This window comes from Planococcus donghaensis MPA1U2 (assembly GCF_000189395.1).
Lineage (GTDB): Bacteria > Bacillota > Bacilli > Bacillales_A > Planococcaceae > Planococcus > Planococcus donghaensis_B.
Genome location: NZ_AEPB01000064.1, coordinates 52,975 through 71,629, shown reverse-complemented (window position 1 = coordinate 71,629; position 18,655 = coordinate 52,975). Strand labels below are relative to the sequence as shown.

The 18,655-nt window shown below is 39.3% G+C and carries 11 protein-coding genes; 3 read left to right on the top strand and 8 right to left on the bottom strand.

Annotated features, from left to right (window positions below; translation table 11 throughout):
* Positions 1-212: 212 nt before the first annotated feature.
* Positions 213-2,384 (bottom strand): 5'-nucleotidase C-terminal domain-containing protein, encoded by a 2,172-nt coding sequence (locus tag GPDM_RS15995; RefSeq protein WP_008433074.1) that lies wholly within the window; start codon positions 2,382-2,384, stop codon positions 213-215.
* A gap of 307 nt (positions 2,385-2,691) precedes the next feature.
* Between GPDM_RS15995 and GPDM_RS15990 the strand changes: the two genes are divergently transcribed.
* Positions 2,692-3,831 (top strand): acyltransferase, encoded by a 1,140-nt coding sequence (locus tag GPDM_RS15990; protein WP_008433073.1) that lies wholly within the window; start codon positions 2,692-2,694, stop codon positions 3,829-3,831.
* Positions 3,832-3,886: 55 nt separating this feature from the next.
* Here the strand turns inward: GPDM_RS15990 and csaB are convergent, their stop codons facing one another.
* From csaB to GPDM_RS15965, 5 genes are all read right to left on the bottom strand, one after another.
* On the bottom strand, positions 3,887-4,990 hold the full coding sequence (csaB, locus tag GPDM_RS15985; RefSeq protein WP_008433072.1) for a polysaccharide pyruvyl transferase CsaB: 1,104 nt from the start codon (positions 4,988-4,990) through the stop codon (positions 3,887-3,889).
* Positions 4,987-6,855 (bottom strand): DUF5693 family protein, encoded by a 1,869-nt coding sequence (locus GPDM_RS15980; protein WP_008433071.1) that lies wholly within the window; start codon positions 6,853-6,855, stop codon positions 4,987-4,989. The genes csaB and GPDM_RS15980 overlap by 4 nt, the downstream gene beginning before the upstream one ends.
* A 48-nt stretch (positions 6,856-6,903) precedes the next feature.
* Positions 6,904-8,463 carry a putative polysaccharide biosynthesis protein gene (locus GPDM_RS15975; protein ID WP_008433070.1) on the bottom strand — a complete coding sequence of 520 codons (1,560 nt, stop codon included), beginning with the start codon at positions 8,461-8,463 and terminating at the stop codon, positions 6,904-6,906.
* Complete coding sequence (locus tag GPDM_RS15970) at positions 8,460-9,197, bottom strand: WecB/TagA/CpsF family glycosyltransferase (RefSeq protein WP_008433069.1); 738 nt, start codon at positions 9,195-9,197, stop codon at positions 8,460-8,462. The genes GPDM_RS15975 and GPDM_RS15970 overlap by 4 nt, the downstream gene beginning before the upstream one ends.
* 118 nt (positions 9,198-9,315) lie before the next feature.
* Positions 9,316-11,283, bottom strand: a complete 1,968-nt coding sequence (locus GPDM_RS15965; protein WP_008433068.1) for an S-layer homology domain-containing protein — start codon at positions 11,281-11,283, stop codon at positions 9,316-9,318.
* Between the two features lie 430 nt (positions 11,284-11,713).
* Between GPDM_RS15965 and GPDM_RS15960 the strand changes: the two genes are divergently transcribed.
* A complete protein-coding gene (locus GPDM_RS15960; protein WP_008433067.1) occupies positions 11,714-13,108 on the top strand; it encodes an N-acetylmuramoyl-L-alanine amidase in 1,395 nt (464 codons plus the stop codon).
* 75 nt (positions 13,109-13,183) lie between these two features.
* Positions 13,184-14,833 (top strand): S8 family peptidase, encoded by a 1,650-nt coding sequence (locus tag GPDM_RS15955; RefSeq protein ID WP_008433065.1) that lies wholly within the window; start codon positions 13,184-13,186, stop codon positions 14,831-14,833.
* A 983-nt stretch (positions 14,834-15,816) separates the two neighbouring features.
* Here the strand turns inward: GPDM_RS15955 and GPDM_RS15950 are convergent.
* Together GPDM_RS15950 and GPDM_RS15945 are read right to left on the bottom strand one after the other, a co-directional pair.
* Entirely contained in the window at positions 15,817-16,833 is a 1,017-nt protein-coding gene (locus tag GPDM_RS15950; protein ID WP_008433063.1) for a C40 family peptidase, read from the bottom strand.
* A 292-nt stretch (positions 16,834-17,125) separates the two neighbouring features.
* Entirely contained in the window at positions 17,126-18,544 is a 1,419-nt protein-coding gene (locus GPDM_RS15945) for an alanine/glycine:cation symporter family protein (RefSeq protein WP_008433062.1), read from the bottom strand.
* Positions 18,545-18,655: the final 111 nt, after the last annotated feature.

The window sequence follows — 18,655 nt, the reverse complement described above, 5'->3', positions numbered from 1 at the left end:
CGAAACGCAATTTTTGTTGAATAAACTAAAGGTTGCTATTCCGCAAAACAGCTCTGCTTTCCGGCGGGCTTGCGCCGAAATCCCGCTGGAGTCTCCGCCGGTTTGCTACATACCTTTATAAAGCCTCATTCTTTACTGTTTTAAAGAACACAATCAAAAACCCCCATACTCGGCTAATTGCTGCCGAGTATGGGGGTTGCTTTGTTTAGTGCTTATTTTGTTGTGTGTGGTGCGAATAATGAAACCATTTTAGCTGTTTCTTCTCTTGTCGTGAACTTAGATGGCATGAATTTGCCGTTATAGCCTTGTACGATTCCAAGTTCATGTAGTAATGTAATCGCTTCTTTTGTTTCAGCATTGTGCTGGCCGTAATCTGAATACGGAGCGTATTTGTCTACTTTGTAATCGCCGTTAACTTTTTCATATACACGGCTTACCATCAATGCGAAATGAGCACGCGAGATTTTTTCACGCGGGTTAAACGTTGTTGCTGTTTTGCCTGTTACATAGCCTTCAGCAAATACGGCATTGATTTCTTTTTGACGCTCAAGTGGTAAGTCTGAAATATCCGTAAATGGTGATGCTGAAGCTTTTTCTGGATCCAGTTTCATCAAACGCGAGATAATCGTTGCTGCTTCCCAACGCGTCAATTCACGCTTAGGTGAGAATGTTGTTTCGCTTGTTCCTTTGAAAATGTTTCTGTGGTATACATCGTTAATGTACGGGTATGACCAACGATCAGTCGCTACATCCGTGATTGGCGTAACTGCGTTAATGCGGTTTTCAATCATCGGTTTTACTTGGTCTAACGAGTTTACGTGATCGATAAACATTTCATAATCGATGTTTCCTGGCTCACTTACACGACCCGCTTTGTAAGCTGCTTCGAATGATGCAAAGCCGTCGCCGCCTTTAGCAGTAAATGTGTTTGTTGCCACTTTATATGATTTGTTCACGTTTAAGGCTGTGTATGTGTCGCCATTTTTAACTTTGACTTCAGTCACACGTGAGCCAGCTGGTTTTGTCGCATCAAACGAGAATTGCATTCCTGCTACGTGCAAGAATCCACCATTTTCAGCTGGGAATTGACGAACACTATGTTCAAGAGCCGTTTTCAATTCTGCCCCTGTTAGGTTCATAATCGCCAATGAGTTACCAAATGGCATTGTTGTTAATACTTCGCCTACTGTGATGTCACCAACGTTAATCGATGCACGGATACCGCCACCGTTTTGAACGGCCATCACTGTATCCGAATCAATTTTCTTCGCTGCTGCTAACATACCATCTGCAATCAAGTTTCCAAGGTTTGTCTCAGAAGCACGTACTCCACCTTCGTTACGCCCACCGTTAAGGAAAACTTCTGCTGTTGCCCCCGTAGATTGATTTTTTAACTCTTCGATCTCTGCCGCGTAAGGTGCTAAAAGTTCAGCAGCCTCTTCATCTGCAACCACGTCTTTTGCTCCTACTTCGTGTAATTTTCCAAGTTGTGAAGTAATAACCCCATCTTCATCAAATGTTAAATCTAATTGTCCGAGGAATTTATTGTATTCGTTAGCTTGAACGATTACTGTTGGATCTGTATTTCCTGTATAAACAAATGGTTCTTCGATTTTTTTATGTGTATGGCCGCCCACAATGACGTCAATTCCTTCTACTTCTTCAGCAAGTAATTGATCGTTATCGAATTCTGATGAATCATCAAAACCAATATGTGTTACAGCAACAATTTTGTTAATGCCTTGGCTTTCAAATTCTGCTACAGCTTCTTTTGCAGCTTCTACGTAATTAGAGAATGTAATGTTTCCAGGACTTGAAATTGAAGCGGTTTCTTCTGTTGTCAAACCGAAAATCCCAATTTTCTCCCCATCAACTTCTTTGACGATGCCGTTGTAGATTTCCCCGTCATTGTATTCACTTGAATACGTATTGTTTTGAAGCGGAGACATGTCCGTGTCTCCTGAAAAATCTACGTTTGCTGCTACAAGCGGAAACTCAGCACCCTCAACAAATTCAGCAAGAGATTTATGTCCACGCTCGCTAGCTCCTAAATCAAATTCATGGTTGCCGAATGTCATGGCATCGTATTTCATCAAATTCATGAACGTTAAATCTGCCTGGCCTTCAAATGTATTAAAGTAAAGCGTTCCAGAAAATACATCACCTGCATCAAGCAATAAATTATTGGGCTGTTCTGAACGAATTTTCTTTACTAGTGATACACGATTTGCTACTTTGTCTAAATTTCCGTGGGTATCATTTGTGTGCATAATCGTCAGTTCAAAATCCCCTGCTGCTGCTTGTGCTGTTTCAGGTGATTGAACCCCTACTACACTCGCCGTCAGTGCAATTGCAACTGCTGATTTAAACATTTTCCCCTTCATTCGACACCATCCTCTGATTTTTTTGAACTATCCGCTCAAACCTTATGTGGATATTGTGTCCTAGGTACATCTACATTACAAAAATAGGAAAAACATCCAATTACCGAGCGAAATCATTCATTTTTAGTGTAGCACGACAAATTTTATTCAACAATAGCATTATTCAAACTTATCTAATTACAACACATTCTCTTTACATTCTTTACAGAAATGTAATCTGCCATTACGCCAATTACTGCGTTAAAACGTGGTAATATAAAACTGATATTTTAAAAATAATTCATTGTAAAGAAAGTGCGGTAACGATATGAAATCACTCGAAAGAAAGCATTTGGATGAAGTTCAATATGCGCGGGTCATTGCACTCTTGGGAGTGTTTGCAGTCCATTCATCTTCCACTGGTTTGGTCAGCAGTCCCCCAGAGTCTCTCCCTTTTATCATTTATAATTTTTTTAATATTGCAGGGAAGTTTGGAACACCTGTATTTTTCTTTTTGAGCAGTTTTGTCTTGTTTTATACGTATTACCCAAGAAAATTATCGATTGGCTTATTCGGTAAATTTTATAAAAAGCGATTATTGTATATTTTGGTTCCGTATGTGGTTTTTTCCGTATTTTATTTTCTCTTTAAAGCTTATTTTTATCAAATTTATACAGACCCCTCTCAAATGGGTAAGGAGTTTTTAATTGATTTAGTAACCGGTAAAGCACATAGTCATCTGTATTTTGTATTTGTCAGTGTTCAGTTTTACTTAATGTTTCCGATCATTCTTTACTTGTTTCAACGATTTGCTGTTATTCGAAACTATGCGATTTTGATCGGTTTTCTCATTCAGTGGACATGGGTTTTGATCAATTCATTTTATCTTCAAGTGCCCGCGAAAGGTTCGGTTGCCTTATCGTATTTTCTGTTTTATTTTTTCGGGGCTTTTCTTGGAGTCTATTATGAAAAAGTGGCAGCTTGGATTGGCAATTGGCGAAAAGTATGGCCTTTTATCGCGTTAATTGTAGTGAGTTATGTATACATGCTGTATTTCTACGTTACGATTTATTATGAAATCCGAACAAATCAATGGACGGGGAGCACTCGTACTGCTGAGTTTGCATGGAGCACACACGCCTTTTTTGCAGCTGCGTTAATTTTCATCGTGGCTCATTTCATGGCATCTTGGAAATTAGCTCGTATGCAAAAAGTTATTACAGAAATCGGCGCGGTTTCTTTTGGTATGTACTTGATACACCCATTTTTTCTCATGATTTTAGAAAGAGTTATAACAGGAGGTTCCCCGATTGTTTTCCATTCGTGGCAGCTGCTGACTCTTTTTATCACGTTTTTCAGCAGTTGGTTCCTAGTCCGGTTAGTGTATGATTTTGTTCCCTACAGCTGGGTATTTTTTGGACAAGGCAATCGAGTGTGGAATATTAAAAAGAACATAAAGACCAAATAAAACAGGCTGTCCAAAAGAGAAAACCCTTTTGGACAGCCTGTTTTTCAATACTCGATTAACTTTGTGATAACCTTACTCCAGCCGATAGTTTAACTGAATCAATGACGGCACGTGCTGTATCGTTTGCGCTTACTTGAAGAGGCTTGACTTCTTTTCTTACTTTTTCAAGCTCATCCGGATAATTTGAAAGAATCTTTTCTATGGCATGCACCAAGCCAGTCGCGTTCCAATCTTTCGACTCAACATGACCAAGAACCGGCTGATTGACAATACCTGCAAACGAATCGATTTTCGGGTCATAAGACAACGCAACAAAAGGCGTATATCCAACAGCCGCAAAAATTAACGCGTGCAATCGCATACCGAACAACACATCCGACTCTTTGATGATGGCCATTTTTTCTTGAATCGTGCTGTCGTGTGGCGCAACATAAGCGTTCGTTTCCATCAACTCAACTACTTTTTGAGAAGTTTTGAAATCGTGTTTCCCATGCATAGGCACAAAAACGATTTCTCTTCCTTTAGCAGCTAATTGATCGAGCCCACGAGCAATTTCTTGAAAAGCAAAGTCGTCATTTTCCCAGTCACGAACTGAGACCGTAATGACTCTCCCTTGAAAATCTTGCTGAGAAAGCCAGCTGCTTTGGAAACTTTCCGCATCGATTCCCATAACTGGATCAGGTACTAATTGAATCGGAGCAGCAACCCCTATTTTTTCTAACAATTGTTTAGATTGTTGGTCCCGTACCGTCAATAATTCTACTGAGTTTAGAACATGTTTAACGATCATTTGGTTGATTTTGCTATCGATTGGACCCATTCCTTGTGCATACACGAATACAGGCTTTTTCAATTGCTGAGCCATTTTCATCACACCGGCATAGTAAGGAATGCTTTTGCGCCCGGTTTTATCTTGAAGAAGACTGCCGCCTCCACTAATGAGTCCATCAGAAGACTTGATCGCAGCGCGTACTTCTTTCAAGCTCCACCGATTTACCGCTTGAACGCGATACGTTTGGGCTGTTTTTTCTGGTTTATTGGATAACACCATAATTTCGATATTAGGATTGTACTCTTTTAACGAATGGATAATGGCGTAGAGAATTGCTTCGTCTCCAACGTTGTCGAAACCATAATATCCAGATAAAACAACTCTCACGCCTGCCACCTCACTCTTATATTGGTCACTATTTTTTTCCACACTTTTTCATACAGCCAAATTAACACAAGTCCTATTATAAATCCGAATAGTATACTATAACCACTTCTCAGTAATGAAATCAAGAGCGGTATATGAAGATGAGTAAATGTATTCACTAAGGATAAGAAGCCAATGACTCCTGGAATAAGCAAGAAGTAATAGCCTTTTGGATACGATTTAGCCACGTGAAGCGCCAAAACAAAGAACGGGAATCCAATAAGAAACTCTTTTGTTCTTGGTCTTACGTATAAGATTTGTTCCAGTAATGAACGTAATTGTAGTTCAATATTAGAGGCCTCTCCAGCATTGCCTGTTCGGCTATAATAGTATAAAGCGATACCACTAACAACCGCAATAACTACAATATGCCAGTAAATCACAGGAGCTTTTAAGAGAAATTTAATATTTCCCCAAATTGCATAAACTGCTATAAAAGCAATCGGTACAATATAAATTAATGATACTCCTCTAAACAAATCAATTCCGAGTATATATTGATTGCCGCTCAACAATACTACAATCAGCCAAATACCAATTGCTGCAATACCGATTGCTTGTGCATAAGATTTCACGATATACCCTTTTTTCTGTGGCTCTTTGTTCAATAAAACCGCCCAAATAGGTGCGGTAATAGCAACAGCCAAAGCCAATGCTTTTAAAATGATGCTTTGTTGAAGAACTAAATATAAAAGAACAAACAAAGCAGATCCACTTAATGCAAAGAGCGTTAGTTTTTTATTTTGAAATACTGATTGAGTTGCTAATGTTAAAAACGCTATTACACCAAGCAACGCCATTGCGGTTTGCCATAACGGAACGCTATACGCTTCAAAAGTGCGCGAGTCACCGCGAGCAAAACTTGTTGGCAAGGTAGAATCTACTTCGGCTTGTAAGGTTTGCAATACCGGCAACGCTTCTTCATATTTCTCAGAAGGTAAATTCAAGTAAAATGCACGTAAATTCCGTTCTTTTGCAGCACGAACAATTTTCTCCGCGCTTTCTGTAATATTGCTATCTGCAACGCCAAGACTATGAAGGCGAACAAGATTCAAATCGGTTATATATGCCAGTTGGTTTAAACCATTTTGATCTGCAAATTCAATGCTCATTAATTCATAACCTACTGTGTTTAGTTGCTCCCCAAACTCTTTCAATTCGACTGGATCTGAAGAAAAAGGGACATCCACTCCGCTAAATAATACTTTATCGACACCAGGTTGTTTTATGGCAAGCAGCTCTTCCGACATTCGTTCAAGTTGAGCTTCATCACTAAAATTGCTAAGACGTGGAATGACCATCATGTCAGCATCTAATACGGTTTCAATCACTTCTCTATCATAAGCAACCGGTATTGACAGAATCCTACTGGCATTTCCCGGAATAAACAAATAGTCGTCACCATTCACAGTAAATGTATGTTGTTCTTCAAAAAAACCTTCTGTAACTTTTTCGAAATCATAAGAATTATTGGAGTGTATAAACAATCCTGGTTTAGTAAAAGGCGCTTCTAACGGTTCTTGCTGTGTTAACAATAAATATTCATGCATGCGCGATGTACTAACAGCTGTCACCAGTCTTTTTCTCTCAAGAGAACTAATAGTATCCGGTTCTAAGCTGATACTTTGAACACCAGTGTTTTTAAAATCTGTTAGTATTTGATCAAATGTTAGATCTGGATCTTCAATCATCCAATTCGCTGCCAATTGATAAGGAACAATGGTTTCAATGCTTTTATTTGCTTCTTCTATTTGTATGCGCTGAACTGCTGTTGGAATGGTCAATAGCAATGCGGCCAGGAGGATTCCGATTAATACTTTTTTCACGTAAGTACACACCCTTAACTTTTCTTGGATTGGCCTGGGTTGCAGGCGCTATTTCTTGGTGATGAATTTGTTGATGACAGGAATGCGTTGCAATACGCTTTGGTCTATCGCTCCAGTTACTAGCAACAAACTAAAGTAAATCAGCCCGCCAATTGCGACTGCTGCTCCCACATACAATAAAGCTGCCAATCTCGACAACTCTTCAAAATCCAATAGGTAACTTGGCAGCCAAATAGCCGCCCCCATGACAAGTGAAGCAAAAACGATGGTACCAATCTTTTTCGGAAAAAAGCTGAATCCGGTGTATTTCCGGATAGCAACAGCGTTAAGTATGAACAAGATCAAGTAAATAGCTGCGGTAGAAATGGCAGCACCAACTAAGCCGTACAAATTGACTAAAGTCAAATTCAAAAACAATTTAATCCCTACACCTATAATAATGATCCACGCACCAAGACGCGCTTTGTTGATTCCTTGTAAAACGCCCGTCCCAAGAACGGTCAGCGACGTAAACAATGAACTAAATGACACGATTGCGAGCACCGTACTGCCTTGTAAATCTGTGAACAAGCCTAAGTTTATCGGCAAAGTCAAAACAACAAGACCCACTGCAGCCGGAACGGATAGTAAATACGTCAGGAAAAAGGTATTATCGATCAGCTTTGCGGAGCCGATTTTATCATTTTGCGTTAGTTTTGCAGAGATCGACGGAATAAGTGGCAAAATAACAGAGCTCGCAAAAACCGTTACGATTTGTACAAGCGCTAAGCCTCTACCATATATTCCATAAAGCGAATTGATGTCTTCAGTCGCTTCCCCATGCATTTTTAAGGCCGTTGGAATGGTTACGGAATCGATTAAATTCAACAACGCCATAGTAATGGCACCAATTGCGATGGGAATCGAGATTTTTAAAATCGTTTTAAATGTAGAATGAAAATGAGCTAGTTTATAAGGCAAATTTTTCGCTACTTTGACAGAAGAACGATTGTATAAAATGCGCAAGTAAATTAATGAGCCGAGCGCACCAATAATTGAACCAATCATAATACCGCCAGCTATTTGCTCGTCGCTGTATAGACGCTCTACCATAAAAATGGCGACAAGTATTATCAAGCCAACACGGATAAATTGTTCGATTACTTGCGACACGGCAGTTGGTGTCATATTTTGATGTCCTTGGAAATAACCTCGATACACTGCCATATAAGGTGCAACGAGCAATGTACACGACACGACGATAAGCGAAAGCCGCGTCGTTTGGCCTCCTAAAACCGCTGCGATTTGATGAGAAAATCCGTAAAGAATAAAGAAACTGGTGATACCGAAGAGTAAAGCCAAAATACCTGAAGTGAAAAAGATGTTTTTGACTTGTTGCTCGTCATTTGTTGCACGCGCTTCTGAAATCAGTTTGGAAATGGCGATAGGAATTCCGGCGACCGACAAAGTTAATGCGACCATATAAACCGGATACACCAATGTGAAAATCCCAAGCACTTCATCTCCTGCAATATTTTGAAGCGGTATGCGGAACAAACTGCCGAGTATTTTAGACAGCAACGCTGCAATTGATAAGATTAATGTACTTTTAACTAATGTGTTTTTCATCCTTTACGAGAAGCCTTTCGCCCAATCACAGTTGCTGCGAATTTTGGTAACACGAGCATGCGCTTCCACCGTGAGGGTTGTTTCACCAGACGGTAAAACCATTCAAGGTTCATTTTTTGCCACATTTCAGGTGCTCGTTTGACCGAACCAGAAAAAACATCAAAACTTCCACCAATGCCGATAAACACACCTTTATCAAATTGATCGATATTGGCGCCGATCCATTGTTCTTGTCTCGGGAATCCGAGTGCTACAAAAACAAAGTCGGGTGCTGCGTTTTTGATTTGTTGGGGCAATTGATGATCGTTCCAATCAAAAAAGCCGTTATGACTGCCCACAACTTTGATGCCGGGATAGTCTTGTTTTGCTTTTTTAACCGTAGCTTGCAATACTTCTTCAGCTGCTCCTAGAAAAAAGACACTTGAGTGGTTTTTGTTTGCCATTTCAAGCAAATCCAGCATAACGTCATATCCACTTACACGTTCTGGCAACGGTTCACCCACAATGGCGGCCGCTTTAACGATGCCTATGCCGTCTGCTGTAATGTATGTAGCTTTTGCTAATGTTTGTTTATACGCTTCGTCTTTTAACGAATGCATGACAATTTCAGGATTGGCTGTCACCACAAACGCTTTTTCCTGCTTGGCGACGTGTGTTTCTAGTGTTGCGATAAAGTCTTTTTGGGTTGTGTTAATAAACGGCACTCCCAATATATGAACGAATTTTAAAGTCATTATTAATCTCCTCTTCAGGGCAAAATATCTTAGGCTAGTATAACATAAAGAAGAACCCCATGTTCAAGCTATAATGGCTTGAACATGGGGTTCTTCTATTAAAAATTTGTAAATTATATTACTGTGCAACTGGCAACATTTTGATGTAATCGCCGTGAACATAAGCCTTTGTATAAGCTTTGTCTTCTGATGCTACTTCATACCATAATGACCCTGAAGCCGCTGTTGTTTCTGTTTGAATCACGACGGGAACTTCAGAAGTTTTCAGTGTATAAAGTGAAGCAAATGATGTACTTGGATCTTTTCTGAAATTTAACGGGCTCGTTGTTGTGTAACCTAACTTGTGTTGGTTTACATCTTTGCTTCCAAGATACTGATCCGTACGGAACATATGCCCCGCAATTTTCTCTCCCCAGAATACATCAGATGCATAACGAACGTTCATGCCGATACCTTTGTTTCCAAGAATAGATCCGTTGTAATAGCTGCCTGTTGGTGACTGGTAACTTGTGTTGATTCGTTTAGCCGCATCTTCAATCGACTCTCTAAATGTATCGTAAGAATACGCTCTGTTATAGGCATCACCATCTACTGCACCATAACCAAAGAGATTGTTTTTATCTTGTGCGATTTTGCTTGTTCCCCACTGGCTTTCATGAATCGCATGAGACATTAAGTACAGTGCGTTAACTTTGTGCGTTGCTTCCATTTCCTTAAAGAATTTTCCAGCGCCGACAAGCGGGCTCTCTGTCCATTTCTTGTCGTACTGTACTTTATTGTAATACGGGAATTGGTCTTTCAAGTATTTGTCTAACTCTTCCGCTGTGTACTTTGTTGCGGAATGAAGCGGCAACATATTAAAGTACTGATAGCTTTCCGCTACTTTCGCGCCAGATGCATTTGTAAATGTTGCTCCATCCCAGCTATAGTATTTCATGCCGCTGACAAATTCTTTTGGCGCTTTACCTACAACGCCTGTAGAAGCATAGCTTCCAGTCGAATGGTTAAAAATTTTGTGGACCAAGCTGCTGCCCGCCACTTCATAATAGGATTGACCTTTTAGCATTTCTTGCGGAATGATACGAACTACCTTTGAACTCACATATCCGACTTTACCAGCCAATTCTACTTTAACTGTTGTCGCTGTAGCATCGATAAATTTCATTTCAGTATTTGAAGGCACATACGGACGGAATGTGCTTGTGCTTGCTTTTAAGCTATCCGTTGGATAAATTTCCGTAAATGCATTGGTTGTTACAATTCCTTTTTTCATCCAAAGAATTTGGTTGCTGCGCTCAACTACTTGAGCTTTTGACGTTTTTTGTGCATATTCTTTTGCTGCTGCAAAATCATCAAATTGTTTTAAAACTGTTGTTTTGTCTGCCGTAATTGAAGAAACTTGGAACTCTAAATCTTTCGGCGGTGCAAGTTCAGCTCTTGCTCTCAACATAACTACAGCCACCATCCATCTTGTCGAGCCGTCTTTTGGTTTAAATGTCTTATCCTGATTTCCTGTAATAATTCCTAAATGTGAAAGGATGCGGACATCGTCTTTGTGATCGTCTCTAATAGTAGAAGCATCAGTAAAATCCAACGCTTTTGTTTCAGAAACATTGATTACTACGCCTTTTGCTTTTAATGCACGAGCAACCATTGTCGACATTTGCTCACGATTAATTAATTCATTAGGTCTGAATGTATTATCATCATACCCTTTAATAATTCCAGCACTTACAGCCGCTGCAACTGAATCGTAATACCAAGCTCCTAATGATACATCTTTAAAGCTTACAGCGATTTCCGTTGAAGCTGCTACAAATCCTGCGTTTTCTAAAGATGCACTTTTTGTTACTGGACCAAGTTCAAATGAGTTTACAACCATTTTAGCGAACTCTGCGCGCGTTACTTGTTGGTTTGGACGAATTGTTCCGTCTTTGTATCCTACGATAACCCCTAATTTTATTAACTCTCTCATCTCTGCTTCGTATGCATGACCTGTTAGATCATCTGCGGCTTTTGCTGTTTCTTGAGTAAAAGCCGACAAAGCAAGCAATATTGCTAAAAATCCTAGTAATAGTTTTTTCATGTTATTCTTTTTCCTCCTTTTGGTAATAAAAACAAAATTCCCTAATTTACAAAGTTTTTTATTTAAAACCTCATAAACTTATCAATAAGATACATATTTTTCTCAGTAGACTGGCTACCTCTTTTATTATCTATATTTACCATTTTTACATGGTTAAATAATTACTAGACATTTTTGAGTGTACCATTAATACTCCTATATTAGTAAAGACATTTTTTTATTATTTTTAATTTAATTTATTTGATTATTTAATACTTGCAGTTTGTATATCATTTAATTAGGTATAAAGTATTAGGACGAAACTTACCGAACAAAAATAATCTTTTTAAACCATACTTTATTCTTATTTATTAAAAAAACCCATTAATTTGAATAAATATCTGCTATTATCACTATCAGATAGAAATTAATAGGAGGAAATGACAATTTTATGAAAAAAGTATTCTCGAAAATTGCCCTGTTTCTTGTTGCTGTTGTTTTTGTGATTTCAAGTTTTGGTGTTCAACCTGTTTCTGCTGCAAGTAATCCATTTAAGGACGTTTCATCGTCCGATCAAGAGATTTTGTATTTATGGAACAAAGGTTTGATAAACGGTGTAGATAAAAATTCATTTGGACCATCGGAGTCAGTAACGCGTGAGCAAGCTGCCACTTTAATCGGTCGTGCATTAGGCTTGAACGGCTCATTGCGTAAAACATCATTCCCTGATGTCGATCCAAAACGCTACAGTTCAGGTTATATTCAATCAGCTTACGAAAAAGGCATCATTACAGGAAATTCAGATGGAACTTTCCGTCCACAAGATACAATGACTCGTGGAGAAATGGCTTACTTACTAAGCCGTGCATTTAAATACTCAAATACTGGTAATGTTTTCTTCTCAGATATTAAAGTAGATACAAGTTCAAATAGTCTGTACACAGCAGTTAGTAAAATTGCTACTGCCGGCGTATCAAACGGTACGGGTACTGGCACATATTCACCAAGCAAAAAATTAATTCGTGAAGAGTTCGCTATTTTCTTAGCACGCGCATTAAATTCAAGCTACCGAGTTACTTATAAAAATGTCACAATTGATAATTTACGTGTAACAGTAAACAGCTTAAATATTCGTACTGGACCAAGCACTGGCTACTACGCACTTGGTAAACTAAACTCGGGTGATGCATTCGCAGTTTATGGTTACAAAGGTGCTTGGGCATACGGGAAAAGCGGTAGCTACACTGGCTACGTTCACTCTGATTATTTAGCAGAAGCTGTACCCGCAACTGCTAGCAGCCGCTATATCACACTTGATCCTGGTCATGGCGGTCACGACGGTGGTGCCGTAGCAAATGGATTACTAGAAAAAGACATTAACCTTGACGTTGCAAAACGTGTTGAAGCAAAATTAAAAGCAAAAGGCATTAAAGTTTATATGACACGTTCAACTGATGTATTCCATTCATTGAGTGCTCGTGTGGATAAAGGCGTAGCTAGTGGATCAGATACATTCCTTAGCATTCACACCAATTCAGCAGGAGCTCATGGCGCTAGCGGTTCTGAAACGTACTATTCCGCTTCAGTCGGTAGCGATAGCAAGGAATTAGCAACATTTGTTCAAAACAGACTTTACAAAGCAATGGACCACCCGAACCGCGGTGTTAAAAACTACGGTTTCCAAGTTATTCGCACGAACCCCCTTCCAGCAGCTTTAGTAGAATTAGGATTTATTACGAACTCTTATGATGCTTCGAAATTAGGTTCTAGCACTTATAAAGATCGTGCTGCTACAGCGATTGCTGCAGGAATCGAAGATTATTACAACTGGAAAGCAAAAAATTAATTTTTAAAACGGACTTTTAAGTCCGTTTTTTTGTTGTATACTACATGAAAGTGTAATCTTTCAGGAGGGATTCTATTGAAAAAATTATCAGTTTTGGCACTCTCTGTGCTATTTATCAGTGGATGGGCCAGTAGTAATGCCTCCGCTGAAGCCAATGACGCTTCAGATCGCGTGATTATTTCATTTAAAGAAGACATTGACTATGATTTGCTAGAAGAAATGGGCGCAGAAATTCACGAGGAGTTTGATGCTATCTCTGCCGTTTCCGTTACATTGCCAAACGAGCAATTGGTTCAAACGGCAAGTAATGATTCTTCTATTGAATATGTAGAAGAGAATTCAATCGTTACCGCAGCTGGTCAAACAACTACATGGGGTTACCGGACAGTTAAAGCGAATACCGCAACTAGTCTTGGGTACACAGGTAAAGGTGTTAAAATCGCCATTATCGATTCAGGCATTAACTCTAAACATCCTGACTTAAAAGTCGCAGGAGGCGTTTCAAAAGTTGAAAATTCCAGTGCTTTTACAGATGGTAATGGACACGGCACGCATGTTGCTGGTGTAATCGGCGCACAAAACAATTCCATCGGTACAGTTGGTGTAGCACCGGATTCGTTGATTTACTCGGTTAAAGTTTTGTCGGCTAACGGCGTCGGCACTTTAGAAGGCGTGGTTGCCGGAATCCAATGGGCTATCGACCAAAAAGTCGACATTATCAACATGAGTTTGACGACAATTAACGATGACCAAGCTTTACGTGACATTACGCAAAAAGCTTACGATGCTGGCATTGTGGTTATTGCCGCTTCTGGAAACGAACGGGAAAAAGGATTATATAAAGACGTTCTTTACCCAGCACGTTTTCCGTCTGTTATTGCTGTCGGATCTGTTTCGAAACTCAACAAACTGTCTTATTTCTCAAATTACGGCGCGTCACAAGAACTTGTGGCACCTGGAGAAGGCATTTTAAGTAGTTTCACTGATTCTAAAACAACATCTAACGAAGATTACGCTGTTTCTGAAGGAACATCTGTCGCTTCTCCTTTTGTTGCTGGTACATTTGCGCAATATATGGAAGCTTATCCGCATTTATCAAATAAGCAATTGCGTGAAACTGTTAACCGGGTAGCATTCGACCTTGGTGTAAAAGGTCGCGACAATACGTATGGCAATGGCTTAGTACAATCACTCCAGACCAAAGCTGCCTTGTTCCCAGATTTAAAAAATAATGTGTGGTACACGTTACCGATTCAAAAGAATTTTGATCGCGGCATTATCACAGGACTTACTGACGGCACATACCGTCCTGATGCCACCATTACCCGTGCAGAAGCCATTACCATGATTGGCCGTGCATTAAAGTTGAATAAAACCAATACCAATCACCATTTTAGCGATGTACCAAAAGATTCTTACGCTGCTGGCTATATTAACAGTGCTTATGAATTAGGTTATATTAAAGGAATTAACGAAAAAGAATTCCGACCAAACGATCCAATTAAACGTGGCGACATGGCACTGATTATGCAATCTGCGTTTAAACTTTCCGGCACTCAACAAGCTGGTTTTAAAGATGTTCCAAAAACTATGTATTATTACGACGCGATTCAAGCTGCTTATGCAACCAAAGTCGTTAAAGGTTACGCGGACAACACATTCCGCCCGAAAAACCCAATTACTCGCGCAGAAAGCGCTGAAGTAATTAACAATGCGTTGAAATAGTAATGTAGGCCCAACCGGTTATGCCGGTTGGGCCTTTTTTGTGGGATAGGCGTGGTGAATATGCTGGGGCGTGGGTGTTTGTTTCGCTTTCACGTGTATTTATGTGGATTTACAAGACTTTGTTCTTCTTACATGAAGTTTTTGTGCTCTTACATGAATTCATAAGCTTCCGAGCTTCTTACACGAACTTTTGACTTCTTTATATAAACTTTTTATCTCTTTACATGAACTTTTCAATCTCTTACATTAACTTTTGCTGCTCTTATATGAATCCACCCGATTTCGATCTCTTTACCTGAACTTTTCGCTTCTTTACAGGAACTTTTTATCTCTTTACATGAACTTTTGGTGCTCTTATCTTAACTTTTCATGCTTTTATGTAAATCCACCCGATTTTGACCTCTTTACATGAACTTTTCGCTTCTTTACAGGAACTTTTTATCTCTTTACATGAACTTTTGATGCTCTTACATGAATTCATAAGCTTCCGAGCTTCTTTACATGAACTTTTGACTTCTTTACATGAACTTTTTGCTCTCTTACATGAACTTTTAGTGTTCTTACCTTAACTTTTCAAGCTCTTATGTGAATCCACCCGATTTTTATCTCTTTACATGAACTTTTTGCTCTCTTACATGAACTTTCCGTGCTCTTACATGAACTTTTCGCTCTCTTACATAAATTCACCCATTTTGATCTCTTTACCTGAAATTTTCACATGCTCACCCAGCTCTACACTCTTCCACACGCCTTTCACAAATCCACTCTTCTAAACGCCTTTCACAGCCTTTTACCCTTCACTGTAACGTGACTAACAAAACAATACTTCGCACCTCCTATACACATTTTTAAGCGTTTTAGCTAGCTGTTAACAATAACTACCTAACATTATTATATATTTACAATATTTAACACAAAAATCACCATAAAAAAACTACAAGTCCGCTCGATCGTCTCGAGGGAACTTGCAGTTTTGATTGCATTTATTTGTTTGCGATAGCTCTGTGAACAAATGCTGTGTATTCTGCACGTTTGGCATTTGCATTAGGCTTGAACGAACCGTCGTCGTGGCCATTTGCTAAGTTATGTGCAGCGATTGTGTTAATTGAGTTTTCAGCCCAGTGACCTTTAATATCCGTAAATGATGTTGAAGGCGTTGATGCTGATAAGGCAAATGCTTTTGTTAGCAATTTGCTGATTTCTGCACGCGTGATGTTTTCATTTGGTGCAAAGTATCCTGGTGAACGTCCGTTAACGATTCCTGCTTTCATGACAGCGTTAATGTTGCCAGCTGCCCAGTGTGATGCGGGTACGTCTTTGAACGCAGAACTTTTAACCGGAGTTAGTTTTAATGCACGCGCAATAATTGTCGCCGCTTCTGCTCTTGATACATTATCGTTTGGCTTGAAAATGCCATTGCCTTTACCTGTGATGATTCCTGCAACGCTTAAGTCTTTGATTTCTTTAGCTGCCCAATATTTTGAAGATACATCGTAATATTGTCCAACTGAAAGAGCTGGTTTTGATACGGTAGTTGTTTCGTTTTTAACTTCACTAAGACGACGAGCGCCTGTGTATTTTGGTCCCCAATATGGGTTTGTGTTTAAGTTCGCAATTGTTATTCCTTTGCTTGTTGCGGAAATAAAATCTCCGTCACCTATGTATATTCCAGCATGTGAAATTCCAGGTTTGTACGTATTTGAAAAGAAAACCATATCGCCTTCTTTTAAGTTGCTTTTGCTAACAGCTGTTCCGTTGCTGTACTGCTCAACAGAAGTACGTGGAATCGAAATATCAAATTCATTGAAAACATATCGTAAGTATCCAGAACAGTCAAAGCCTGAAGGAGTTGTTCCTCCAAATTTATACGGTGTTCCTAAAAATTTCTTCGCGTATGTAATTAATTCGTTTGGTGTAGCTGCACTGGCCTGTGTCGTGTTGAATGGGCTAACTGATATTAATAAAATAGCAATTATCATGAGTATTAGTCGTTTCTTCACTTGGCACCTCTTTAGTTAAATTTCGGGATGGTGATCAGGCATCAACCGTTAATGACTTCTTTAATATATTTTTGATTGTAACAGTAAAAACACGGAATCAAGGTTACATTTATGTTACAAATGTGTAACAATGCATATTTTTATGTTTAATTTTAGGAAAAAAAGGGGAAACATTGCATGCTTTTTTCTGAAAAATCTGATTTTTATAGAATCTAATCTTTGAGATAATAATGCGGATTACATCAAAAAAAAAGACCTTTTTGCGCGAGCGCAAAAAGGTCTTCTGATGGTATTATTTGTGGCGAGTTTCGCCTTCACCCCAGCATTCCGTGTTTTTCAAACCGGGGATGTTTTTCGCAAAGAACTCTGGGTTTTTCCCAGCTTTACGTTGGGTTGTGTAATCTTCCAGTACTTTAAAGGCTGTTTTACCAAGTAAAGCAATTACGACTAAGTTGAGTACAGCCATGAAGCCCATAAACAAATCGGCCATATTCCAAACCAATCGAACTTGAGCAAGTGCACCAAACATAACCATTGCCAGTACTCCAAAGCGGTAAGCCATTAACCAAGCACTGTGAGCGTTAATAAATTCGATATTTGTTTCGCCATAATAGTAGTTCCCGATAATCGAACTAAAGGCGAAAAACATAATAGCAATTGCTAAAAAGTACGGTGCCCAACTGCCAAGGTGAGCGTTTAACGAATCTTGCGTTAGCAAAATTCCAATTTGTTCGCTTGTTGAGTAAAGACCTGCCAAGATAATAATAAAAGCAGTCGCCGAACAAATAACAATCGTATCAAAGAAAACACCTAAACTTTGAACAAGTCCTTGTTTTGCAGGATGCGAAACATTGGCAGAAGCTGCAGCATTAGGTACTGAACCCATACCTGCTTCATTCGAGAACAAGCCTCGACGAACACCTTGCATAATGGCGGCACCGATACCGCCACCGATTGCTTCTTCTAATCCAAAAGCACTTTTCACAATAAGCGTGAACACGGCTGGAATTTCCGTAATATTCATGATGATGATGTAAATCGCTACGATGATGTAAATTGTGGCCATAACTGGTACGACAATTTGTGTCACTCTAGCAATTCGTTTAACGCCACCAAAAATAACAATGGCTGTTAATAGGACAAGTCCTAATCCAATTGTCCAATCTGGAATATTAAAGACGTCTTCAAAAGATTGAGCAATCGTGTTTGATTGAACTGAGTTAAAGATAAACCCAAATGCCAGTGTTAACAAAATAGCAAAGACAATTCCGAGTTTGCGGTTGCCGAGTGCTTTTTCCATGTAGTAAGCAGGACCACCACGGAATTGTTCACCGTCGCGGATTTTGTAAACTTGCGCTAATGTACTTTCAACAAAAGCGGTAGCCATCCCGATAATCGCGACCATCCACATCCAGAAAACCGCTCCCGGTCCACCAATAGCAATGGCTAAAGCAACACCTGTGATATTCCCTGTTCCTACGCGAGAAGCAGTAGAAATTGTGAAAGCTTGGAATGCTGAGATCCCGCTATCCCCATCTTTTTTCTCCATGATCACACGGAACATCTCACCAAACAAACGAACTTGAACGAATTTAGTGCGAACAGTAAAGTAAAGGCCAAGGCCCATAAGAAGTGCAATTAATATGTATGTCCAAAGCAACGTGTTGGCGTTATCAACGAACCAGGTAATCCCTTTTAAAATAGCATCCATTCTATTTCTCTCCTTTTTTTATAATATAAACTTATCTTCAATACCCTTTTTTTAAGGTGTAAAAACGTTCTTTTCCAACACATATAAAAATGAGACCCTCTTGTAAAAGAG